Origin of the sequence: Streptomyces sp. MK7, from assembly GCF_032658145.1 — a bacterium.
GTDB lineage: Bacteria > Actinomycetota > Actinomycetes > Streptomycetales > Streptomycetaceae > Streptomyces > Streptomyces spiralis.
Window position 1 is genome coordinate 1 of record NZ_JAVACL010000009.1, and the last position, 23,505, is coordinate 23,505.

Genomic DNA, 23,505 nt, shown 5'->3' on the forward strand with positions numbered 1-23,505 from the left:
CCGGGACGCGGCCGGCCGGCTCCCGTCCCGCAGGGCGAGCACGGCGGCCAGGACGATCTCCCGTTCGCCGCTCTCCTCGGCGACCCCGGCCGCCGCCCGCTCGTACAGCCGGGCGCCCTCCTCCAGGACCAGCTCGGTGTCCTGGCCCGCCGGAATCTTGATCCGGGCGTGGTGGCGCCAGGTGGCGACCGGATCCGACCAGGCCTCGACCGTGTACGTCCAGTGGCCGGGCTCGCCCGGGGTCACGGTGGCGCCCCACCGGTCGGTGCCGGGCGCCAGCTCGTGCATCGGTGTCCAGGGACCCGGGCGGCCCTGTGGATCGCGCAGGACGACGTTCGCGGCCACGGCGTCGTGGCCCTCGCGGAACACGGTGGCGGTGACCTGGAACGACTCGCCGGTCACCGCCTTGGCGGGCCTGCGGCCGTGCTGGACGACCGGCCGGACGTCGAGCACGGGGATCCGGCCGACGGCGGTGGCGTGGCCGACGGGGTCCCGCTCCGGCGTCGCGGCCGGATCCGGCGACGCGCTCGCGTCCGCCGCCGAGGTCCGGGCCCGCTCGGGGGTCGGGGCCACGGTGTCGGCGCTGCGGGGGTGTGCGCTGCTCGTGCTGGTGGTCGGGGGTGGTGCCGAGTGGTGCGTGGCGGGCATGACCGCTCCTGTCCGCGTCAACGAGGGTGTAGGGCGGATATGTGTGGGGAGGTGGGTCCTGCGGGTCTACTGTCGGTTGTACCGGAGGAGCCTTCCCACCCTATTCGGGTGAGCAATCCGGCACTTTGTTAACTACTCACGCGTATGTCCACACACAAAGTTGGCCTCGTCTTGGCCCGCTCGTCAGGCGCGGCCCCAGCGGCACCCGCACCGGCACCGGTACGGTTTTGTGTGACGGGGCGCACAGTGCCGTGCGTCCTTCCAGCGAAGCGCACCGTGCCGTGCGTCCATCAGCGAACGCGCCGAGGTGGAAAGAGTGAAGGCGATCCGTCGGTTCACCGTCCGTCCCGTTCTTCCCGAGCCCCTGCAACCCCTCAGCGAGCTGGCCCGCAATCTGCGCTGGTCCTGGCACGCCGAGACGCGCGACCTCTTCCAGTCCGTCGACCCCGAGCGCTGGGCCTCCTCGGGCGGCGACCCGGTACGGCTCCTCGGCAGCGTGCGTCCGGCGCGGCTGGCCGAGCTGGCCGGTGACCGCCGCTTCCTGCGCCGGCTGACCGCCGCCGCGGACGACCTGCACGACTATGTGACCGGCGACCGCTGGTACCAGGGCCGCTCCGACGGCCTGCCGGCCGCCGTCGCCTACTTCTCGCCGGAGTTCGGCATCACGGCCGCCCTGCCGCAGTACTCCGGCGGCCTCGGCATCCTCGCCGGCGACCATCTCAAGGCGGCCAGCGACCTCGGCGTCCCGCTGATCGGAGTGGGCCTGCTCTACCGGCACGGCTACTTCCGGCAGACGCTGTCCCGGGACGGCTGGCAGCAGGAGCACTACCCGGTCCTCGACCCCAACGAGCTGCCCGTCACCCAGCTGAGGGATGCCGACGGCAGCCCCGCCCGGGTCTCGCTCGCCCTGCCCCGCGGCAGGTCCCTGCACGCCCGGATCTGGGTGGCCCAGGTCGGCCGGATCCCGCTGCTGATGCTGGACTCCGACGTCGAGGAGAACGACCTCGGCGAGCGCGGGGTGACCGACCGGCTCTACGGCGGCGGCAGCGAGCACCGGCTGCTGCAGGAGATGCTGCTCGGCATAGGAGGAGTGCGCGCGGTCCGGACGTACTGCCGGCTCACCGGGCATCCCGAGCCGGAGGTGTTCCACACCAACGAGGGCCACGCCGGGTTCCTCGGCCTGGAACGGATCGCCGAGCTGTCCGACGCGGGGCTGGACTTCGACGCGGCCCTGGAGGCGGTGCGCGCGGGCACGGTCTTCACCACCCACACGCCCGTCCCGGCCGGCATCGACCGCTTCGACCGCGAGCTGCTCGCCCGCCACTTCGGGCCCGACGCCGAGCTGCCCGGCATCGATGTGGAGCGTATCCTCCGGCTGGGCATGGAGACCTACCCGGGCGGCGAGCCGAACCTGTTCAACATGGCGGTGATGGGGCTCAGGCTCGCCCAGCGGGCCAACGGCGTGTCTCTGCTGCACGGGAGCGTCAGCCGGGGGATGTTCTCGGGGCTGTGGCCGGGATTCGACCCCGACGAGGTGCCGATCACCTCGGTGACCAACGGCGTGCACGCCCCGACCTGGGTGGCGCCGGAGGTGTTCCGGCTGGGCGCCCGGCAGATCGGCGCGCAGCGCACCGAGGACGCGCTGTCCGTGGGCGGCTCCGACCGCTGGGACGCGGTCGCCGACATCCCCGACGAGGACATCTGGGAACTCCGCCGCGAACTGCGGGAGCAGTTGGTCGTGGAGGTGCGCAAGCGGCTGTGGGCGGCCTGGCGGCAGCGCGGCGCGGGGACGGCCGAGCTGGGCTGGATCGACGGCGTGCTGGACCCGGACGTCCTGACGATCGGCTTCGCGCGCCGGGTGCCCTCCTACAAGCGCCTGACGCTGATGCTGCGCGACCGCGACCGGCTGATGGACCTGCTGCTGCATCCCGAGCGGCCGATCCAGATCGTGGTCGCGGGCAAGGCGCACCCCGCGGACGACGGCGGCAAGCGCCTCATCCAGGAACTGGTCCGCTTCGCCGACGACCCGCGGGTGCGGCACCGGATCGTCTTCCTGCCCGACTACGGCATGGCGATGGCGCAGAAGCTGTACCACGGCTGCGACGTGTGGCTGAACAACCCGCTGCGCCCGCTGGAGGCGAGCGGCACCTCCGGGATGAAGGCGGCGCTCAACGGCTGCCTCAACCTCTCCGTGCTGGACGGCTGGTGGGACGAGTGGTACCAGCCCGACTTCGGCTGGGCCATCCCGACCGCGGACGGCATCGGCTACGACACCGAGCACCGCGACGACCTCGAGGCCGCCGCGCTGTACGACCTGCTGGAGCAGCGGGTGGCGCCCCGTTTCTACGAGCGGGGCCGGGGCGGGCTGCCCGACCGCTGGATCGAGATGGTCCGCCGCACCCTGACCCTGCTGGGTCCGAAGGTGCTGGCGGGGCGCATGGTCCGCGAGTACGTCGACCGCCTGTACGCGCCCGCCGCCCGTGCCCACCGCGCCCTGGACCCGGAGGCGGCGCGGGAACTGGCGGCCTGGAAGGCGCGGGTGCGCGCGGCCTGGCCCGAGGTGACGGTCGACCACGTGGAGACCTCCTCCCCGGTCGCCGAACGCGCGGAGGCACCCTCGTCCGCGGCCTCCGCCGAGTTGGGCTCCACCCTGGGCCTTCGGGTGCGGGTCGGTCTGGGCAGCCTCGGCCCGGACGACGTCGAGGTCCAGGCCGTCTCCGGCCGGGTCGACGAGGAGGACCGCATCACGGACGCCACCACGGTCCCGCTGAAGCCGAACGGCGCCCCCGACGCCGACGGCCGCTGGGTCTACGAGGGCCCCCTCTCGCTGGACCGCACCGGCCCCTACGGCTACACGGTGCGCATCCTGCCCACCCACCGCCTCCTCGCCTCCAGCACGGAACTGGGCCTGATGACGGTGCCCCCCGAGGACACGGGGGAGGCAGCAGGAGTACTCCTGCGCTGACCACTCCTGCGCTGACCGCGGCGCCCGCCCGGCCGGTACCTCCCAGGCTCGGACGTGCCGGGTCCCGGGGCCCGGATTCGCCAGGCCCCTGGGTCCCGGGACCGGGCCGGGTCTCTCCGGTCCCGAGGCGAGTCGGGTCTCCTCGGCTCGGGACCGGCCGGGCTTTCGCGCCTGGGGGCCGGTGGGTCTTGTCGCCCCGGGAGAGAGGCCAGGTTCTTTCACCCCGGGGCAGGCCGGATGGGTTGCCCGTCGGGCCGGACGGGCCTGCCTTGCCCATGGCCTGGGCGGGCCTGCCTTGCCACACGGGCCGGCCGGACCGCCCCTGTTCCGGGCCCCGCCAGGCACCTCGGCCCCCGGATCGGTCAGATCTCTTCGAGTCCGGCGCAGAGTCTGCGCAGGACGGTGCCGCAGCGGCGGGCGTAGGCGTGCTGGAAGCCGCGGGCGGCGGGGCCGGCGGCGCGGGCGTACCACTTGGTGGGGCGGCTGAAGGCGGTGATCGTCAGCCAGACCGTGCCGTCGCCGGTGCGGTCGACGACGAAGGACTCCTCGCCGGTCTCCGGGTGGCCGGGCAGGGTGCCGTAGGCCCAGCCGGCGCGGCGGGGTTCGTCCAGCGTCCACACGATCCGGCAGGGGGCCTTGATCATGCCGGCCAGGGTGAGCGTGACGTCGGCTCCGGGGACGGCGCGGTCGGCGGTCGCGTCGACGCCCACGCCGACGGCGCGGTGCAGCTCCCAGGTCAGCACGGCCTCGGCGGCGCGCCGGAACACCTCCTCGCCCTCGCCGATGCGGGTGCGCACGTGCAGGGGGTGGAAGCCGGGCGGGCAGTGGCCCCGCTCGCGGGTCGCGCCGACCTCCTCGTAGGTGAAGTCCTCCGAAGACATGGGACCCAAGCCTAGGGGGTGTCTTTCAGGGGTCCTTGCACTATGCCCGCCCGGGTCGCGCGGCCTGGCACCGCACCTCGCCGCGTTGCCGAAACGCCCAGGTAGCTCCGCTACCAGGGCGCTCCGGCGCCTTGCGATGCTCTCCCACTGCCTGAACGGCGTGGGAGGTACCCCCAGCACCAGACCACGCGACCTGATCGGACGCTCATAGCGCAAGGACCCCTAAGCGCCCGCGTGGGGCGGCACCCGGGGGGAGTCGTCCCCCGGGTGCCGCCCCACGTCAGCTGCCCCCTGTTCAGTTGACGTTGACCGCGGACCAGGCAGCGGCGACCGCGTTGTACTCGGTGCTGCCGGAGCCGTACAGGGCCGACGCCGCGCTCAGGGTCGCCGTGCGGGCGGCCTTGTAGTTCGTCGTGGACGTCATGTACGTGGTCAGCGCCTTGTACCAGATCTGCAGCGCCTTGTCCCGGCCGATGCCGGTGACCGTGGAGCCGTTGTACGTCGGCGAGTTGTAGCTGACGCCGTTGATGGTCTTGGCGCCGCTGCCCTCGCTCAGCAGGTAGAAGAAGTGGTTCGCGACACCGGACGAGTAGTGCACGTCCTTGCTGCCCACGCCGGAGGACCAGTAGTCGGCGGAGGCGCCGTCCTTGCTGGGCTTGTCCATGTAGCGCAGCGGGGTGCCGTTCCCGTTGATGTCGATCTTCTCGCCGATCAGGTAGTCACCCGGGTCGGAGGGGTTGCCCGCGTAGAACTCCACGCCGGTGCCGAGGATGTCGGAGGTGGCCTCGTTCAGACCGCCGGACTCACCGCTGTAGTTGAGGCCCGCGGTGTTGGAGGTGACGCCGTGGCTCATCTCGTGTCCGGCCACGTCCAGCGAGGTCAGGGGGTGGGTGTCGCCGGAGCCGTCGCCGTAGGTCATGCAGAAGCAGCTGTCGTCCCAGAACGCGTTGACGTAGCTGCGGCCGTAGTGGACGCGCGAGTACGCGGCCTTGCCGTCGTTGCGGATGCCGCTGCGGCCGAAGGTGTTCTTGTAGAAGTCCCAGGTCTCCTGGGCGCCGTAGGCGGCGTCGGCGGCGGCCGTCTGGTCGGAGGAGGAGCTGGAGGCGGTGCCGGTGCCCCACACGTCGTCCGTGTCGGTGAAAAGGGTTCCGGTGCCGCGCGTCTTGCGGGCCAGGTTGTACGTCTTGTGGCCGCCGCGCGAGGTGTCGTACAGCTGGTACGTCGACCCGGACAGGTAGGTGCCGAGCGTCACCGTGCCCGAGTACAGGGTCTTGCCGGTGCCGGTCTCGATGCCCTGGTACTCGAAGAGCTTCTTGCCGGTGGCGGCGTCGGTGATGACGTGCAGCTGGTTCGGGGTGCCGTCGTCCTGGAAGCCGCCGACGACGGTCTCGTAGGCGAGGACCGGCGTGCCGCCGCCCGCCCAGATGACCTTGCGCGGGGCCTGGTCGGCGGCGGTCTTCGCCGAACCGGCGTCCTGGGCGAGGCTCAGCGCCTGCTTCTCCGCCTTGGCGGGGGTGACCTTCGGCGTGAGGGAGGCCACCTTGATGGCCGCCTTGGTGGCCTTGGTGACGCCTGCGGTCTTCCCCGACCCGGTGGTGTGGACGATCAGGTCGCCGCCGAGGACCGGCAGGCCCGCGTAGGTGCGCTCGTAGCGGGTGTGCACCGTGCCGTCGGCGTCCTTGACCACGTCCTTGACGACCAGCTTCTCCTTGGCGCCGAGGCCTATCTCCCGGGCGGTGTCGGCCGCGCCGGACCGGGCCTGCTTCAGGAGGGAGGTGCGCGCCGCGGCGGAGAGCGCGGTCGGGGCGGCGGCGAGTGTGGCGTGGCCCGCGGAGTCGGCGGGAGCCTGGGCGGAGGCACTGGTGGTCAGACCGGTGCTGAGAAGGGCTCCGGCGGCGACGGCGGTGGCGACGGCCAGAGCGGTGCGCTTGTGACGCGCGTAGCGGGGAGTCACACAAGCTCCTTCTGTGGGGGAGTCCGGCGGGCGTGGGGTTGCCGGGCCGGAGAGAGGGTCGGGTTGCTGTGCTCGTGCGGCGGGTGCAGGAAGAGTGGCATCAGCGACGCGTACATGTCATGACCCCGAAGTGATGTTGACCGAAAATCGACGCCGGGAGTTCATTTCGGCGATGTGAACGGGCGCCGTTCCGGGTGCTCCGCCACCGGAACGGCGCCCTGTCCTCGGGGTTCTGCCGCCTACCAGAAGCTCCTAGGGAAAGGTCAGCTTCCAGTCGTCGATGTAGCCCGTGTCCTGCGCGCCCAGGTCCTGGACGCGCAGCTTCCAGGTGCCGTTGGCCGTTTCGGAGGACGCGTTGACCGTGTAGGTCGCGTGCACGTCGGGCGTCGGGTCGTAGCCGCTGTTCTTCAGCCGGTACGTCGACCCGTCCGGGGCGACCAGATCGATCTGGAGGTCACCGCTCCAGGTGTGCACGATGTCGACCGAGACCTGGAGGTTGGAGGGCGCGTTGCCGCTGCGCCCGGAGACCGTGATGGACGAGGTGACCGCCGATCCGGGGTAGTCCGGGATCTGCACGTTGGAGCTGTTCTCGAACGTGGTGCCGCCGCCCCCGCCGCCACCGGAGCGCGAACCGACCGAGACGGCCGCCCAGGCGTCCTGCACCGCCTTGTACTCGGCGCTGGAGGTGCCGTACAGCTCACCGGCCGCGGCCAGGGTGCCGGTGCGGGCGCCCGCGTAGTTGGTGGTGGAGGTGAACTTGGTGGTCAGCGCCCGGTACCAGATCTGCAGCGCCTTGTCCCGGCCGATGCCGGTGACCGGAAGCCCGTCCGACGTGGGCGAGTTGTAGCTGACGCCGTTGATGACCTTGGCGCCGCTGCCCTCGCTCAGCAGGTAGAAGAAGTGGTTGGCGATGCCGGACGAGTAGTGCACGTCCTTGCTGCCGACACCCGAGTACCAGTAGTCGGCGGAGGCGCCGTCCTTGCTGGGCTTGTCCATGTAGCGCAGCGGGGTGCCGTTCCCGTTGATGTCGATCTTCTCGCCGATGAGGTAGTCGCCGACATCCGCGCTGTTGCCCGCGTAGAACTCCACGCCGGTGCCGAAGATGTCGGAGGTGGCCTCGTTCAGACCGCCGGACTCACCGCTGTAGTTGAGGCCCGCGGTGTTGGAGGTGACGCCGTGGCTCATCTCGTGGCCGGCCACGTCCAGCGAGGTCAGCGGGTCGGCGTTGCCCGAGCCGTCGCCGTAGGTCATGCAGAAGCAGCTGTCGTCCCAGAACGCGTTCACGTACGAGTTGCCGTAGTGCACGCGCGAGTACGCGGCCCTTCCGTCGTTGCGGATGCCGCTGCGGCCGAAGGTGTTCTTGTAGAAGTCCCAGGTGACCGCCGCACCGTAGTGGGCGTCGGCGGCCGCGGTGGCGGCGTTCGACGTGGTGCCGTTGCCCCAGGTGTCGCTGGACTGGCTGAACAGCGTGCCGGTGCCGGACGTGCCGTGGTTGAGGTTGTACGTCTTGTGGCCCCCGCGCGAGCCGTCGTTCAGCGTGTACGTCGAACCCGACAGCGTCGTGGTCAGCGGGACCTGGCCGCTGTACTGGGTGTTGCCGACGCCCGTCTCGATGCCCTGGTGGCGGAACAGCTCCTTGCCCGTGCTCGCGTCGGTGATCACGTGCAGCTGGTTCGGGGTGCCGTCGTCCTGGAGGCCCCCGACGACCGTCTCGTAGGCCAGCACCGGCTTGCCGCTCGCCGCCCAGATCACCGTGCGGGACGACTGGTCGGCCGACGCCTTGCTGCCCAGGGCCCTGGCGCGCTGCACGGCCTGCTTCTCGGCGGTCGCCTTCGACACCTTGGGTGTGAGGCTCGCGACCTTCACAGCCGCGCCGGTCGCCTTGAGCACGTGCTCGGTCTTCCCCGATCTGGCGGTGTCCACGACCAGGTCGCCGCCGAGGACCGGCAGGCCGGCGTAGGTGCGCTCGTAGCGGGTGTGCAGGGTGCCGTCGGCGTCCTTGACGACGTCCTTGACGACCAGCTTCTCCTGGGCGCCGAGCCCGAGGTCCCTCGCCGTGCGCGTCTTGGCGCCGTCGGCGTCCCGGATCAGCTCGGCACGCTGCGAGGGTGTGAGCCTGACCGCGACATGGGCCGGGTCGATCTTCCCGGAGTGCGGCGCCTGCGCCGGGCTGGCGCTGGCCGCGCCCGACTGGACGGCCGTGGCGATCAGGGCGGCGACACCGGCCAGGGCGATGCCCGCGGCCCGCCGGTGGGTGGTGTGGGAGGTGCGTCTGCGAGAGCTGCTGCTACTCAACACTGACTCCTTCTGCGTGGCCACGGGTCACGTGGCCAGGGGGAGAACCGGACGCGGGGTGAGACGTCCGGGCAGAACTGCGTGGAACGCGGAACCAGGTGTGCGATGTGCGAGGTGCAGGTGCGAGGTGCCGGGTACGGACTGCGCAGCGCGTGCGGCGTGTGGAGCGCCGGCCGGGTCACCGCCGTGGAACCGTGGGGGATGCTGTGGGGTGGCTGTGAGCGGCCGAGGGGAAGAGTGGCAGGAGAAGGCCGCTCTTGTCAGGGGCGCGTCACGAACTTGGCTGGAAATCGTTCGTTGTCCGGATGTTCATGTTCGGTATACGAACCCGCCACGGGATCGCGTCGCTGTACCGACACAGGTCAGCCACGGTGCCGGCGCCGGTCGTCGAGGAGCGCCGTGAGATCGGTGAGACGGTCGATCCGCCAGTCCGCCGCCGCCACCACCTCCGGGTCGTCCGCCCACAGATGCCCCCACGGCCCCCGCCGCAGGTGCGCCACGCGCAGCCCGGCCGCCTTCGCCGGGAACACGTCGTTCACCGGGTGGTCACCCACGTACAGGGTCGCGCCCGCCTCCGCCCGCCCCGCCTCCACCACGCGCCGGAAGAACTCCCGCCGCGGCTTGGCGACACCCCACTCCCCGGAGGTGGCCACGACGTCCGCCGGGAGGTCCAGGGCGCGCAGCAGCTCACCCACCCGGGCCGTCTGGTTGCCGGCGACGACGACACGCAGCCCCCGCGCCCGCAACTCCGTGAGCACCGGGCGCACGTCGCCGTAGAGGTCGCCCTCGCCGAGCTGCTCGCCGCGGCCCGCGACCTCCCGCGCACGGTACTCGGCCGCGACGTCGAGACCCGGGCGCACCAGCCGCAGGGCCTCGGTGTTGTCCTCGCCCCGCGCGACGACGACGCCGACGAGCGCGGACAGGGTGTGACGCGGGACCTTCAGCCAGTCCGCCCAGTCCGCCCAGTAGCGGTCGTCCCGGGTGATCGTCTCGCCGACGTCGAACGCGATGGTCTCAATCACCCTGCGAGCTTACGGCGGCGCCGTCCCCGTGCCAGGCCCGCCACAGCGCCGCGTACGCCCCGCCCGCCGCCACCAGCTCCTCGTGGGTGCCGAGTTCGGTCAGCCGGCCGTTCTCCATCACCGCCACACGGTCGGCGTCATGGGCGGTGTGCAGACGGTGCGCGATGGCGATGACCGTACGGCCCTCCAGCACAGCCGCCAGGGCACGTTCGGTGTGCCGGGCGGTCGCCGGGTCGAGCAGGGCCGTGGCCTCGTCCAGGATCAGCGTGTGCGGGTCGGCCAGGACCACCCGGGCCAGGGCCAGTTGCTGGGCCCGCGAGCCGTCCGTGCGGCAGCCGTCCGGCCCCAGCTCGGTGTCCAGTCCGTCCGGCAGCTCCGCGACCCAGGCATCGGCGCCCACCGCCGCCAGCGCCGCCCACAACCGCTCGTCGGTCGCCGCCGGTTCGGCGATGCGCAGATTGTCGCGGACCGTGCCCAGGAACACATGGTGCTCCTGGGTGACGAGCACGACCTGGCGGCGCAGCCGCTCCGGCTCCAGACCCGCCACCGGCACCCCGCCCACCGTCACCGAGCCCGCGCCCGGCGCGTCGACGCCGGCGAGCAGCCGGCTCAGGGTGGTCTTCCCGGCCCCGGACGGCCCCACCACGGCCAGCCGTTCCCCGGGCCGTACCGTCAGATCGACCCCGTGCAGCACCTCGCCGCCGTGGTCGTAGGAGTAGTGGACCCCGGTGACGTCGATGCGGTCGTCCGCCGGGGCGGGGGAGCCGGCCGGGGCCGAGCGCGGGGCCCGGGCCAGGCCCTCCACACGGGCGAAGGAGGCGCCGCTGCTCTGCAGTTGCTCCACGTGCATCAGGATCTGGTCCAGCGGCTCGGTGAACTGCCGCAGATACAGGGCGGCGGCCACCACCGCGCCCAGCGTCACCGCGCCCCGCGCGTGCAGCACGCCGCCGACCAGCAGCACCCCGGCCACGGGGAGGATGTACGACACCTCGACCGCCGGGAAGAACACGGTCCGCAGGAACAGCGTGTACAGGCGGGCGCGCCGGGCCGTGTCCAAGGCGTCCCGGCTCGCCGCGACCCGCCGGCCGGCCAGCCGGAACGCCTCGACGGTACGGGCTCCGGAGGCGGTCGCCGCCAGGATCTCGGCGACCTCGGAGCCGGCCGCGCCCTCGGCGAGATAGCCGTCCCGGGCGCGGCGCAGATACCAGCGCAGGGCCACCCAGATCGGCGTCAGCGCCAGCACCCCGACGGCCCCGAGCAGCGGGTCGAGCAGGAACACCGCGACCAGCACGAACAGTGCCTGCGCCACGCAGACCAGCAACTCCGGTCCCACGTCCCGCAGGGTGGTGCCGACGGTGGCCACGTCCGCGGTGCCGCGCGTGGTCAGGTCGCCCGTGCCGGCCCGCTCCACCACCGACGCCGGCAGCGCCAGCGCCCGGTCCACGAACTCCTCGCGCACCCGTGCCAGCGTGCGCTCGCCGAAGCGGTGTCCCACGTACCGGGCCCAGCGCGCCAGCAGCAACTGGGCCAGCGCGCACACCACGATGGCCGGCGCCATCCGGTCGACGGCACCGACCCCGCCCCCGGCCCGGACGTGGTCGACGATCCGGCCCAGCAGCCAGGGACCGGCGAGCCCGGTGCCCGCGGCCAGCGCGTTCAGGACGAGGACCGCCGTGAAGGCCCGCCCGTCCGCCCGGACCAGGCGCACCGCGGCCCGCCGTACGTCCGCCGGTTCGGCGATCGGCAGCCGGCCGCCGGTGCCTGCCGTCGCCCCCGTGCCTGCAGTCCCCGCCGTGCCTGCCGTCTTCGCCGTCATCGCGCGGCCCCCTTCGCGGTGAGCGGGCCGGTGCCCGGGGCCTTGTCGGCGTCCGGCGCCATGGCCTCTTCGGTGTCCCGCGCCACCAGGGCGCGGTAGCCCGGCTCGGCGTCGAGGAGTTCGCGGTGGCCGCCGGTGGCCGCCACCTTGCCGTCGACCAGGTAGTGCACGGTGTCGGCGTGGTCCAGCACCAGCGGCGAGGTGGTCGTGACGAGTGTCGTGCGCCCCGCGCGCGCCCGCCGCAGCCGCTCCGCGACCGCCGCCTCGGTGTGCGCGTCCAGCGCCGACGTCGGCTCCACCGCCAGCAGCACCTCCGGGTCGGCCAGCAGCGCCCGCACCAGCCGCACCCGCTGCCGCTGGCCGCCGGACAGGCTGCGGCCCTGCGCGGTCACGGGCGAGTCGAGGCCGTCGGGCAGCCCCCGCACGATGTCCTCGGCGACGGCCGTGCGGAACGCCCGCGCCACTTCCGCCGGGTCGCGCTCCCGGTGCCCGGACACCAGGTCCCGCAGCAGACCGGCGAACAGGTCGGCCTCGTTGTCCGCGACCAGGATCCGCTCCCGTACCGCGGACAGCCCGATCTCGTCCAGCGGCACCCCGCCCCAGGTGGCCTCGGACGGCTCGTACCGGCCCAGGCGGTCGACGACCGCCGCCGCGTCGGCGGGGCGGGCGCACACCAGCGCCGTCAGCCGGCCCGGTGGCACCCGGACGCCCGAGTCCGGGTCGTGCAGCACGGACGGTTCGGCGGGCGCGTCCCGGGTGTTGGTGTCCTCCTCCGGCTCCACCCGCAGCAGCCGTACGACCCGGCGGGCGGCCACCACACCGCGGCTGAGCTGGTAGCCCGTCTCGACGAAGAAGGCCACCGGTGTCACCAGGACCGCGACATAGCCGTACACCGACACCAGCTCGCCGATGGTGATCCGTCCCTCGGCGGCCAGCCGCGCCGCCGGCCAGGTCACCACGGCCAGGAACAGCGTCGGCAGCCCCGCCCCGAGCGCCTGGAGCCAGGAGGCCACCGCGCCCACCCGGTAGCCCTGCGCCCGCAGCCGCTGCGAGTCCCGGCGGAACGCCTCCGCGAACAGCCCTTTGCCGCCGAGCCCGTTGAGCACGCGCAGCCCGCCCGCGAGGTCGCCGATCCGCGCGGTGAGCACCCCCTGCCGCTCCCGGTACTCGCCCTCGGCGCCCTGGAGCCGCCGCATCAGCGGCCCGACGAGCACCGCGGTCAGCGGCACCCCCATCAGCACCACGGCCGCCAGCGGTCCCGAGATCGACAGCAGCAGCCCGGCCACCACCGCGTAGACGACGACCGCGCCGACCCCGGGGCCGACCACGGTCAGGCACTGGCTGATGGTCTGGACGTCGCCGACGCCGATGGTGACGACCTCCCCGGCGCCGATCCGGCGCGGCAGCGCGGCGCCCAGCCGGACCACATGGCCGACGACCACCTTGACCGTGCGGAAGTTGGCGTCCATCCGCACCCGGGTCATCGTCCGGTGCCGCATGATGCTCAGCCAGGCGTTGAACGCCCCGACCGCGAACAGCGCGCCCGTCCAGCCCGCCAGCGCCGCCGTGTTCCCCGGCGCGAGGCCGTCGTCGATCGCCCGCGACATCAGATACGGCGTCGCCGCCAGCAGCACCATCCAGACGCTGGCCAGCAGCGCCCCGGCCGCCGACCGCCCCGGCTGGCACCTGACCAGCCACCACAGATACCGCCAGCCGCCCCGGCGGTCGGGCGTACCCGGGTCCTCGTACGCGTCGATCACGTCGCCCCCGTCTCGTCCGTCAAGGCCGCAACCCGTCTCGTCCGCTCGGGTCGGACCGGTCTCCTCCGCTCATGCCAGACTGTCGCGCCAGGCCCGGTGCAGACGCGCGAAGCGCCCGGTGCCCGCGATCAGGTCGGACGGGGAGCCGTCCTCCACGACGCGGCCGTGCTCCATCACCAGCACCCGGTCGGCGATCTCCACGGTGGACAGACGGTGGGCGATCACCACGGCCGTACGTCCCCGCAGGACCGTGTCCATCGCGCGCTGCACCGCCTGCTCCCCCGGGATGTCCAGGGAACTGGTCGCCTCGTCCAGGATCAGCACCGACGGGTCGGCGAGCAACGCCCGCGCGAAGGCGACCAGTTGCCGCTGTCCGGCCGAGATACGGCCGCCCCGCTTGCGTACGTCCGTGTCGTAGCCGTCGGGCAGGGTGCTGATGAAGTCGTGGGCGCCGATGGCCTTCGCGGCCTGCTCGATCTCCTCGCGGGTCGCCTCCGGGCGGCCGATGGCGATGTTCTCGGCGACCGTGCCGGAGAACAGGAACGCCTCCTGCGTCACCATGACCACCCCGCGCCGCAGTTCGGGCACGGCGAGCTCGCGCAGGTCCACCCCGTCCAGCAGCACCCGGCCGTCCGTCGGGTCGTACAACCGCGCCAGCAGCTTGGCCAGGGTGGACTTGCCCGCGCCGGTCGAGCCGACCACCGCCACGGTCTGGCCGGCCGGAACGGTCAGGTCGAAGCGGGGCAGCACCTCGCCGCCGGTGCGGTAGCCGAAGCGGACGCCGTCGAAGACCACCGCGCGGCCGGGGAGGGTGGACGCGAGCGGCGGGAGCCGCCGCGGCGCCGACGGCTCCGGCACCGACGGGGTCTGGGCCAGCAGACCCGCGATCTTCTCCAGCGAGGCCGCCGCCGCCTGGTAGGAGTTGAGGAACATGCCGAGCCGGTCGATCGGGTCGTACAGCCGGCGCAGATACAGCACCGCCGCGGCCAGCACGCCCAGCTCCAGCGAGCCCTCCGTCACCCGCCAGGCGCCCCACAGCACGATCGCCGCGACCGCCGTGTTGGCCACCAGCCGGGAGCCGACGACATAGCGGGCCATCTCCAGAAGGGCGTCGCCGTTCGTACGCTCGTGGCGGCCGTTGAGGACGCGGAAGTCGGCGTCGTTGGCCGCCTCGCGGCGGAACGCGCGCACCGGCCGGATGCCGTTCATCGTCTCCACGAACTTCACGATCACCGCCGCGATCGCCGTGGACCGCTCCCGGAACACCTGCCCCGCGCGCCTCCGGTAGAGCCGCACCAGCAGGTACAGCGGCACGAAACTCGCCACCGCGACCGCGCCGAGGCCCGCGTCCAGCCACAGCAGCATCGCCGAGATGGAGACGAAGGAGAGGACGACCGTGACCAGTTCCTGGAGGCCCTCGCTGAGCAGTTCGCGCAGCGACTCCACGTCCGTGGTGGAACGGGAGATGAGCCGGCCCGAGGTGTACCGCTCGTGGAAGTCGACGCTGAGCGCCTGGGCATGGCGGAAGATCCGGCCGCGCAGATCCAGCAGCACGTCCTGGTTGATCCGGGCCGCGGCCACGATGAACGCCCATTGCAGGGCGCCCGAGGCCAGCGCGCACAGCAGATAGCCGACGGCCACCGCGATCAACGGCCCGCGGTCGTGGTCGCGCAGCGCCGGTACGGCGGTGTCGATGGCGTACGCCACCAGCAGCGGGCCCGCCTGGACCGCCGCCTGCTGGAGCAGCAGCAGGAGCGTGGTGCCGGCCACCCGGGCCCTCATGGGCGCCAGCAGTGAGCGGAGCAGGGCGGCGGTGGCGCCCGGGGGAGTGGGCAGGACGTCCCGGTCGAAGGGATCGCCCTCGTCCCGGGGCAGTGGCGGGTCCGCCTGGTCCTCGGTGGTGGGGGCGGAGGCCGTGGGGGCCGTCATCGGTCGTCGTCCTCCTCGTCTCCCGGAGCGCCCGACATCAGCCGGGCGTACTCGGCGTTGGTGCGCAGCAGTTCCTGGTGGGTGCCCACGGCGGTGATCCGGCCGTCCGACAGCAGGGCGACGCGGTCGGCCAGCAGCACCGTGGACGGGCGGTGCGCCACGATCAGGGCGGTGGTGCCGGTGAGGACCTGGCGCAGGGCCGCCTCCACGGCCGCCTCCGTGTGCACGTCCAGGGCGGACAGCGGGTCGTCCAGGACCAGGAAACGGGGGCGGCCGACGACCGCGCGGGCCAGCGCGAGACGCTGCCGCTGGCCGCCGGAGAGGCTGAGACCCTGCTCGCCGACCTGGGTGGCGGTGCCCTGCGGGAGGGCGCGCACGAAGCCGGCCTGCGCGACGGACAGGGCGCGGTCCAGCTCGACGGTGCCCGCGGTGCCGTCAGCGCCCATGAGAACGTTGTCGGCGACGCTCGCGGAGAACAGGGTGGGGTCCTCGAAGGCGACGGCGACCAGCGTGCGCAGTTCCTCGCGGGGCATGGCGGTGATGTCCCGGCCGTCGAGGGTGATCCTGCCCTCGGTCACCTCGTGCAGGCGGGGGACGAGCGCGGTGAGCGTCGTCTTCCCGCTGCCGGTCGCGCCGACCAGGGCCATGGACTCGCCGGGGCGGATGTGCAGGTCGATACGGTCGAGGAGGGGCGGGGAGTCGTTGGGGGCGTCGGGGTAGCGGAAGCGGACGTTGTCGAACCGCAGACCGTCCGGGTGCCCGGAGCCGGGGCCGAGCCGGGGGAGGTCGCGCAACCCGGCGGTAGGAGGTGCCGTTTCCGGCTCCGCGTCCATCACCTCGAAGTACCGCTCCGTAGCCGTGGCCGCCTCCTGGCTCATCGCCAGCAGGAAGCCGATCGACTCCACCGGCCACCGCAGCGCGAGTGCCGTGGAGAGAAAGGCGACCAGCGTCCCCGCGGACAGCGACCCGTCGGAGACCTGTACCGCGCCCACCACCAGCGTGCCCCCGATGGCCACCTCGGGCAGGGTCATGATGACCGCCCAGATCGTCGCCAGCAGGCGGGCCTTGCGCAGTTCGGTGGAGCGCAGGGTGGCCGACAGCTCGCGGAACGCCCGGGCCTGACTGCGGTGCCGGCCGAACCCCTTGATGATGCGGATGCCGAGCACGCTCTCCTCGACCACCGTCGTCAGGTCCCCCACCTGGTCCTGCGCCAGCCGGGCCGCGTGCGCGTACCGCTTCTCGAAGAGCGCGCTCAGGGCGATCAGCGGCACCGCGGGTGCCAGCATCACCAGCCCCAGCGTCCAGTCCTGGAGCAGCATGATGACCACGCCCACCAGGATCGTCACCCCGTTGACCAGCAGGAACGTCAACGGGAAGGCGAGGAACTGGCGCAGCAGCATCAGGTCGGTCGTGCCCCGGGAGAGCAACTGCCCGGAGGGCCAGCGGTCGTGGAAGGCGACCGGAAGCCGCTGGAGATGCCGGTAGAGGCCCGCCCGCATCTCCGCCTCGACACGGGAGAGCGGGCGGGCCACCAGCCACCGCCGCAGCCCGAACAGCAGCGCCTCGGCCACACCGAGCAGCAGCAGGTACAGCGCGCCGAGCCACACGCCCCCCGGGTCACGGCCCGCGACCGGGCCGTCCACGAGCCACTTCAGGACGAGCGGGATCACCAACCCCACGCAGGAGGCGACGATCGCGACGAGCGCGGCGAGGAACAACCACGTCCGTGCCGGCCGGACGTACGGCCACAGGCGCAGCAGCGAGCCGACGGCCGACCGGTCGGCAGGGCCGGCGGGGTCAGGGGCGGTGGCGGGTGTGGTGGGCATCATGAGCGAGCGTACGGATCGCCACTGACATCGCCCACCGAGTTTTCGCCGGACCTCACTCGGCCGTTGGTCCTACGACCTGCGCGTTCGACCGCCCGGACTCCTGTGGCCGCCGTCCGGTCGTAGCGCCGTATCAACCGATCGGCTGATGCCGCCTCGAGCGCGTCGGCCGATGCCCGCCGGCCCCTCCTGCCGGGACCCTGATGCCATGTCCGTCATCGAAGTCAGCGAACTGCGCAAGTCCTACGGCGCCCGGAACGTCGTCGACGGCGTCTCCTTCGCCGTCGACGAGGGTGAGATCTTCGGCATCCTCGGCCCGAACGGCGCCGGCAAGACCACCACCGTCGAGTGCGTCGAGGGGCTGCGCGTCCCCGACGCGGGCCGGGTCCGGGTCGCCGGCCTGGATCCCGTCGCCGACCACGACGAGGTCGCCGGGATCCTCGGCGCCCAGCTCCAGCAGAGCGAGCTCCAGCCCAAACTGACCGTGCGCGAGGCACTGGAGCTGTACACCTCCCTCTACCCGAACCCCGCCGACTGGCGGCCCCTCGCCGAGCGCCTCGGCCTCACCGCCAAGCTCGGCACCCGGTTCGCCAAGCTCTCCGGCGGGCAGCAGCAGCGCCTGTTCATCGCGCTCGCCCTCATCGGCAACCCGCGTGTCGTCGTGCTCGACGAGCTCACCACCGGCCTCGACCCGCGAGCGCGCCGCGACACCTGGCAGCTGATCGAGGACGTCCGGGCGGGCGGGGTGACCGTCCTGCTCGTCACCCACTTCATGGAGGAGGCGCAGCGGCTGTGCGACCGGATCGCCGTGATCGACCAGGGCCGGATCGCCGCCCTGGACACCCCCGAGGGGCTGATCCGGCGCTCGGCCCGGGCCACCGTCATCAGCTTCACCCCGTCCGCGCCGCTGGACGAACGTGACCTGAACGCCCTGCCCGAACTGTCCTCGGTGGCGCACAAGGACGGCCGGATCACGCTCTCCGGGACCGACGCGACCGTCAACGCCGTCATCACCCTCCTCGCCCGCCACCACATCACCGCCCACCAACTCCGCGTCAGCGACGCCACGCTCGACGACGCGTTCCTGGACCTGACGAAGACCGACGACGCCGACACCAAGGAGGCAGCGGCATGAGTACCGCCGTACTGAGGACCGAGGTCCGCCTCTTCCGCCGGGAGCCCGGCGCCATCTTCTGGATCCTGTTCTTCCCGACCCTCCTGCTGGTGATCCTCGGCTCCATCCCGTCCTTCCGGGACCACCAGGCCGACCTCGGCGGCCTGCGCACCATCGACGTCTACGTCCCGGTCGCCGTGCTGCTCGGCATGATCGTCGGCGGTCTGCAGTCGATGCCGCAGACCCTCACCGGCTACCGCGAGCGCGGCATCCTGCGCCGGATGGCCACCACGCCGGTCCGGCCGAGCGCCCTGCTGGCCGCGCAGATGGTGGTGTACGGCGGCGCCGCCCTCGCCTCCGCGCTGCTGGCCCTCGCGGTCGGACGGCTCGGCTTCGGCGTACGACTGCCGAAACAGCCCTTCGGATACGCCCTCGCCCTGCTGCTGGCCGTCCTGGCCGCCCTCGCTCTCGGATCGGTGGTGTCGGCGCTGTCCCGTACGACGAAGATCGCGAGCGCGATCGGTTCGGCCGTGTTCTTCCCGTCGATGTTCTGCGCGGGCGTGTGGCTGCCGACGCAGTCCATGCCGGACCTGATGGCCCGGATCGTGGGGTACACGCCCTTCGGGGCGGCCGCGCAGGCGCTGAACGGAGCGGCTGTAGGGCACTGGCCGGGCTGGGGGCACCTGGGCGTGCCGGCGTTGTGGATCCTGCTGCTCACGGGTGCGGCGAGCCGCTGGTTCCGCTGGGAGTAGGCGGTCGGCCTTGCAGACTGGGGACATGAGCGTGGTGGACAGCCAGATCGACCGGCGCTGGGACCAACTGCACACCTGGGGGCCGTACGGGCTGCTCGTCATCGGTCTCGTCCCCGCGGTCGCGACCGCCGACCCGCATGCCGCTCCGGCCAAGTGGTACACCGGCTGGGCCCTGGTCGGCGTCGCGGTCGTGCTCCAGTTGGGGTGGCACGGCATCCGGCTGCGCCGGCCGGGTCGCGGCCGGACGCCGTCCCGGACCGGGGCGGTGTACTACGTCGTCCGCTGGGCCCTGGCCTTCGTCCTCACCTGGCTCAACCCGTTCTTCGCGTTCTACGCCGCATCCGGCTACATGGACGCCGACGAGACGATCCCGGGCAGGCGGTGGCAGCGGCTCGGGCTGCTCGCGAGCGCGGCCACCGTGGCCGGTGCGCAGGCCGGCGGGATGCCGTTCGGCAGCGCGGTCCAGTGGGCCGTCTTCGCCGCGCTGCTGGTCGCCAACTCCGGCCTGCAGATGGTGGTCGCGCATCTCACCGACCAGGAGGCGCAGCGCTCCCGCGAGCGCACCGCGACCATCGCCGAACTCGAACGCACCAACGCGGCCCTGCAGCAGGCCCTCGACGAGAACGCCGCCCTGCACGCCCAACTCCTCGTCCAGGCACGGGAAGCCGGAGTCGCCGACGAGCGGCGGCGGCTGGCCGCCGAGATCCACGACACCCTCGCCCAGGGCCTGACCGGCATCATCGCCCAGCTCCAGGTCGTCGCGAACACGCCCGACCGTCAGGCGGCCCGCGAGCATGTGGACCGCGCCGTGGACCTGGCCCGGCACAGCCTCGGCGAGGCCCGCCGCTCCGTGCACAACCTGGCGCCGGTGGCGCTGGAGAACGACGGACTGCCCGAGGCCCTCAAGAAGACGGTCGCCGAATGGGGCGAACGGACCGCAGTGCGCGCCGAGTTCACCGTCACCGGCACCGCCGAACAACTGCACGAGGAGGTCGCGGCCACCCTGCTGCGCATCGCCCAGGAGGCCCTGTCGAACGCCGCCCGGCACGCCCACGCCACCCGGGTCGGCGTCACCCTGTCCTTCATGGGCGACGAGGTGTCCCTCGACATCCGCGACGACGGCCGCGGCTTCGACCCGCTCGCCCTCCCCGCCCGCACCCGTGCCGGCGGCTTCGGCCTGGACGGCATCCGGGCCCGCGCCGAGCGCATCGCGGGCTCCCTCACCCTCGAGTCGGAGCCGGGGCACGGCACGGCGGTGTCGGCTCGCGTACCGTTGGTGCGCGATGACCGCTGACACCCCCATCTCCCTGCTGATCGTCGACGACCATCCGGTCGTCCGGGACGGCCTGCGCGGCATGTTCGACTCCGCCCCCGGCTTCCGGGTGCTCGGTGAGGCCGCGAACGGAGTGGAGGCGGTCGACCGTGCCACCGCCCTGGACCCGGACGTCGTTCTCATGGACCTGCGCATGCCCGGCGGCTCGGGCGTGGACGCCATCCGCGAGCTGGCCCGCCGCGGCGCCCGGGCCAAGGTGCTGGTGCTGACCACGTACGACACCGACTCCGACACCCTGCCCGCGATCGAGGCGGGCGCCACCGGCTACCTCCTCAAGGACGCCCCGCGCGAGGAGCTGTTCACCGCCGTCCGGGCCGCCGCCGAGGGCCGTACGGTCCTCTCCCCGGCCGTCGCCTCCCGCCTGGTCTCCGCCGTCCGCGCCCCCGCCCCCGGCAACGAGCCCCTCTCGGCCCGTGAACGCGAGGTGCTGGCGCTGGTCGCCAAGGGCACCTCCAACCGGGAGATCGCCCGCGAACTGTTCATCAGCGAGGCCACCGTCAAGACCCACCTCACCCACCTCTACGCCAAGCTCGGCGTCAACGACCGGGCGGCGGCCGTCGCGGTGGCGTACGACCGGGGGATCCTCGGCTAGCCGAAGGCCACTCCGCGGCCTTCAGCAGCCTCAGCCCACGACCTTGAGCAGCAGCACCGACCGGGCCGGGACCGTGATCCCGGTCGCCGCCCGGTGCGTGGACCCCGGCGCGTCCGCCTGGTCCTCCCGAGAGGTGTCCACGATCACCTCGTAGTGGTCCGCCCACGGCGGGCCGGGCAGCGTGAAGGGCACAGGACGGTCCCCGGCGTGCAGGACGGCCAGGAAGCTGTCGTCGCGGACGGGGGCACCGTGTTCGTCGCGGCCCGGGATGTCCCGGCCGGACAGGTACATCGCCAGCGTGGCAGCGGGGGCGTACCAGTCGCCCTCCGTCATCTCCGTGCCGTGCGGGGTGAACCAGGCCAGGTCCCGCAGGCCGTCCGCCGAGTGTGCCCGCCCCGAGAAGAAGGCCCGGCGGCGCAGGACCGGGTGGCGGTGGCGCAGGGCGATCAGCCGGGAGGCGAGCTCGAACAGGGCCCGCCAGCCTGGGTCCTCCAGCAGGGACCAGTCCAGCCAGCCGATCTCGTTGTCCTGGCAGTAGGCGTTGTTGTTGCCGCGCTGGGTGCGGCCCAGCTCGTCGCCCGCCACCAGCATCGGCACGCCCGTGGACAGCAGCAGCGTGGTCAGCAGGTTGCGCAGCTGTCTGCGCCGCAGTGCCCGTACCTCCTCGTCCTCGGTCTCGCCCTCCGTCCCGCAGTTCCAGGAGCGGTTGTCGTCGGTGCCGTCCCGGTTGCCCTCGCCGTTGGCCTCGTTGTGCTTGCGGTCGTAGCTCACCAGGTCGCGCAGGGTGAAGCCGTCGTGCGCGGTCACGAAGTTGACGGAGGCGTACGGGCGGCGGCCGCCCCAGGCGTACAGGTCGCTGGATCCGGACAGCCGGTAGCCCATCTCCCGCACGTCCGGCAGGGCGTGCCGCCAGAAGTCCCGTACGGCGCCCCGGTAGCGGTCGTTCCACTCCGTCCACAGCGGTGGGAAGGCGCCCACCTGGTAGCCGCCCGAGCCGACGTCCCACGGCTCGGCGATCAGCTTCACCCGGCGCAGCACCGGGTCCTGGGCGATCACGGCGAGGAACGGGGAGAGCATGTCCACGTCGTGCATGGAGCGGGCCAGCGCGGCGGCCAGGTCGAAGCGGAAGCCGTCCACGCCCATCTCGGTGACCCAGTAGCGCAGCGAGTCGGTGATCAGGCGCAGCACGTGCGGCTGCACGACATTCAGGGTGTTGCCGCAGCCGGTGTAGTCGGCGTACCGGCGGGCGTCGGGCGTCAGCCGGTAGTAGCGCTGGTTGTCGATGCCCTTCAGGGACAGCGTCGGGCCGAACTCGCTCGCCTCCGCGGTGTGGTTGTAGACCACGTCGAGGACGACCTCGATGCCGGCCGCGTGCAGCGCGCGCACCATCCGCTTGAACTCGCCGACCTGCTGACCGGTGGTGCCGGAAGCCGCGTAGCCGGCGTGCGGGGCGAAGTAGCCGATGGAGTTGTAGCCCCAGTAGTTGCGCAGGCCGCGGCGCAACAGGTGGTCCTCGTGCGCGAACTGGTGCACCGGCAGCAGCTCCACCGCCGTCACGCCCAGCTTCACCAGGTGCTCGATCGCCGCCGGGTGCGCCAGACCCGCGTACGTCCCCCGCAGCTCCTCCGGGATGCCCGGATGCCGCCGGGTGAAGCCGCGCACGTGCAGCTCGTAGATGACCGAGTCCGCCCACGGCGTCTTGGGGCGGCGGTCGTCGGACCAGTCGTCGTCGTCATGGACGACCACGCCCTTGGGCACGAAGGGCGCGGAGTCGCGGTCGTCGCGCACGGTGTCCGCCACATGCTGGTCCGGCCAGTCCCGGACGTGCCCGTACAGCTCCGGCGCCAGCCCGAAGGCGGCGTACTCGCCGTCCACCGCGCGCGCGTACGGGTCGAGCAGCAGCTTCGCCGGGTTCCAGCGGGCGCCGGTCCACGGGTCCCAGCGGCCGTGCACCCGGTAGCCGTAGCGCTGACCGGGCATGACCCCGGGGACGAAGCCGTGCCAGATCTCGTGCGTCAGCTCGGTGAGCCGGGCGCGGGTCTCCTTGCCCGCCTCGTCGAACAGGCACAGGTCGACCGCCTCCGCGCCGCCCGCCCACAGCGCGAAGTTGGTGCCGGCCACCCCGTCCGGGCCGACCCTGAAGCGGGCGCCCAGCGGCGTCGACGCGCCCGGCCGCACGGGCACGGCGGGCGGCGGCGCGGCGCGGCGCGCACCGTTCACGACGGCGGACGGGCGCCGTTCGTCGAGGGCACGCCCGTTCCCGGTGGCGTGCCCGCCCGCCACCGCCTCCTGTTCGGCTGCGCTGGACACCTGGTCGGCCCCTTTTCGGCTGTCGCGGCTCGTTCGCCTCCGGCCCGCCCCAGTGTTCTCCTCCCGTGTCCGTCTCCCGGGTGCGGCTCCCCGTCGCTCGGTCCTCCCCACTGTTCTGCCCAGAGCGTGGCTCGCACTCACGTTTCCCTGGAGCGGGCCGGGTGCCGGGCAGCCCATGAGGCCCGTACGACGGCGCGGACGGCGCACGGGGGCCGCACCGGACCGCCCCGCCGACGGCCTCGGCGGCGGCAACCGCGCAGGGAGCCCGGACTGGGGGCGGCGGAAGGCGGACATGCTGTCAAGTGAGC

Annotated in this window: 15 protein-coding genes; 5 read left to right on the forward strand and 10 right to left on the reverse strand. The window is 72.9% G+C overall.

What is annotated here, in order from left to right; genetic code table 11:
* The coding region (locus tag R2S09_RS13235; protein ID WP_306188102.1) for a maltotransferase domain-containing protein at positions 1-648 on the reverse strand (648 nt) is incomplete at its 3' end.
* A gap of 316 nt (positions 649-964) precedes the next feature.
* Between R2S09_RS13235 and R2S09_RS13240 the strand changes: the two genes are divergently transcribed.
* A complete protein-coding gene (locus R2S09_RS13240) occupies positions 965-3,613 on the forward strand; it encodes a glycosyltransferase family 1 protein (protein WP_306188103.1) in 2,649 nt (882 codons plus the stop codon).
* A gap of 362 nt (positions 3,614-3,975) precedes the next feature.
* Here the strand turns inward: R2S09_RS13240 and R2S09_RS13245 are convergent, their stop codons facing one another.
* The 8 genes from R2S09_RS13245 to R2S09_RS13280 form a co-directional block, all read right to left on the reverse strand.
* Positions 3,976-4,494: a DUF1990 family protein gene (locus tag R2S09_RS13245; RefSeq protein WP_306188104.1), complete on the reverse strand. Its 519-nt coding sequence runs from the start codon at positions 4,492-4,494 to the stop codon at positions 3,976-3,978.
* A 295-nt stretch (positions 4,495-4,789) separates the two neighbouring features.
* Complete coding sequence (locus R2S09_RS13250; protein WP_316741113.1) at positions 4,790-6,448, reverse strand: M4 family metallopeptidase; 1,659 nt, start codon at positions 6,446-6,448, stop codon at positions 4,790-4,792.
* Between the two features lie 252 nt (positions 6,449-6,700).
* A complete protein-coding gene (locus tag R2S09_RS13255; protein ID WP_316741114.1) occupies positions 6,701-8,743 on the reverse strand; it encodes a M4 family metallopeptidase in 2,043 nt (680 codons plus the stop codon).
* Between the two features lie 362 nt (positions 8,744-9,105).
* Positions 9,106-9,765, reverse strand: a complete 660-nt coding sequence (locus R2S09_RS13260) for an HAD family hydrolase (RefSeq protein ID WP_316741116.1) — start codon at positions 9,763-9,765, stop codon at positions 9,106-9,108.
* Positions 9,758-11,581 (reverse strand): ABC transporter ATP-binding protein, encoded by a 1,824-nt coding sequence (locus R2S09_RS13265; protein ID WP_316741117.1) that lies wholly within the window; start codon positions 11,579-11,581, stop codon positions 9,758-9,760. Before R2S09_RS13265 ends, R2S09_RS13260 begins: the two co-directional genes overlap by 8 nt.
* Positions 11,578-13,341 carry an ABC transporter ATP-binding protein gene (locus tag R2S09_RS13270; RefSeq protein WP_316741119.1) on the reverse strand — a complete coding sequence of 588 codons (1,764 nt, stop codon included), beginning with the start codon at positions 13,339-13,341 and terminating at the stop codon, positions 11,578-11,580. Before R2S09_RS13270 ends, R2S09_RS13265 begins: the two co-directional genes overlap by 4 nt.
* A 69-nt stretch (positions 13,342-13,410) precedes the next feature.
* Positions 13,411-15,270: an ABC transporter ATP-binding protein gene (locus R2S09_RS13275; RefSeq protein WP_316741120.1), complete on the reverse strand. Its 1,860-nt coding sequence runs from the start codon at positions 15,268-15,270 to the stop codon at positions 13,411-13,413.
* The gene (locus R2S09_RS13280) at positions 15,267-17,096 is read right to left on the reverse strand and encodes an ABC transporter ATP-binding protein (protein WP_316741121.1); all 1,830 of its coding nucleotides are present in this window, start codon (positions 17,094-17,096) and stop codon (positions 15,267-15,269) included. The genes R2S09_RS13275 and R2S09_RS13280 overlap by 4 nt, the downstream gene beginning before the upstream one ends.
* A gap of 208 nt (positions 17,097-17,304) precedes the next feature.
* Between R2S09_RS13280 and R2S09_RS13285 the strand changes: the two genes are divergently transcribed.
* From R2S09_RS13285 to R2S09_RS13300, 4 genes are read left to right on the forward strand one after another with little or no spacing between them, the layout of a single operon-like run.
* Positions 17,305-18,231 (forward strand): ABC transporter ATP-binding protein, encoded by a 927-nt coding sequence (locus R2S09_RS13285; protein WP_316741124.1) that lies wholly within the window; start codon positions 17,305-17,307, stop codon positions 18,229-18,231.
* Positions 18,228-18,962 carry an ABC transporter permease gene (locus R2S09_RS13290; protein WP_306188118.1) on the forward strand — a complete coding sequence of 245 codons (735 nt, stop codon included), beginning with the start codon at positions 18,228-18,230 and terminating at the stop codon, positions 18,960-18,962. Before R2S09_RS13285 ends, R2S09_RS13290 begins: the two co-directional genes overlap by 4 nt.
* A gap of 25 nt (positions 18,963-18,987) precedes the next feature.
* Positions 18,988-20,256 carry a sensor histidine kinase gene (locus tag R2S09_RS13295; protein ID WP_316741127.1) on the forward strand — a complete coding sequence of 423 codons (1,269 nt, stop codon included), beginning with the start codon at positions 18,988-18,990 and terminating at the stop codon, positions 20,254-20,256.
* Positions 20,246-20,887: a response regulator transcription factor gene (locus R2S09_RS13300; RefSeq protein WP_306188122.1), complete on the forward strand. Its 642-nt coding sequence runs from the start codon at positions 20,246-20,248 to the stop codon at positions 20,885-20,887. Before R2S09_RS13295 ends, R2S09_RS13300 begins: the two co-directional genes overlap by 11 nt.
* A gap of 30 nt (positions 20,888-20,917) precedes the next feature.
* On the opposite strand, the gene glgX is transcribed toward R2S09_RS13300, so the two are convergent.
* Positions 20,918-23,197, reverse strand: a complete 2,280-nt coding sequence (gene glgX, locus R2S09_RS13305) for a glycogen debranching protein GlgX (RefSeq protein WP_316741129.1) — start codon at positions 23,195-23,197, stop codon at positions 20,918-20,920.
* Positions 23,198-23,505: the final 308 nt, after the last annotated feature.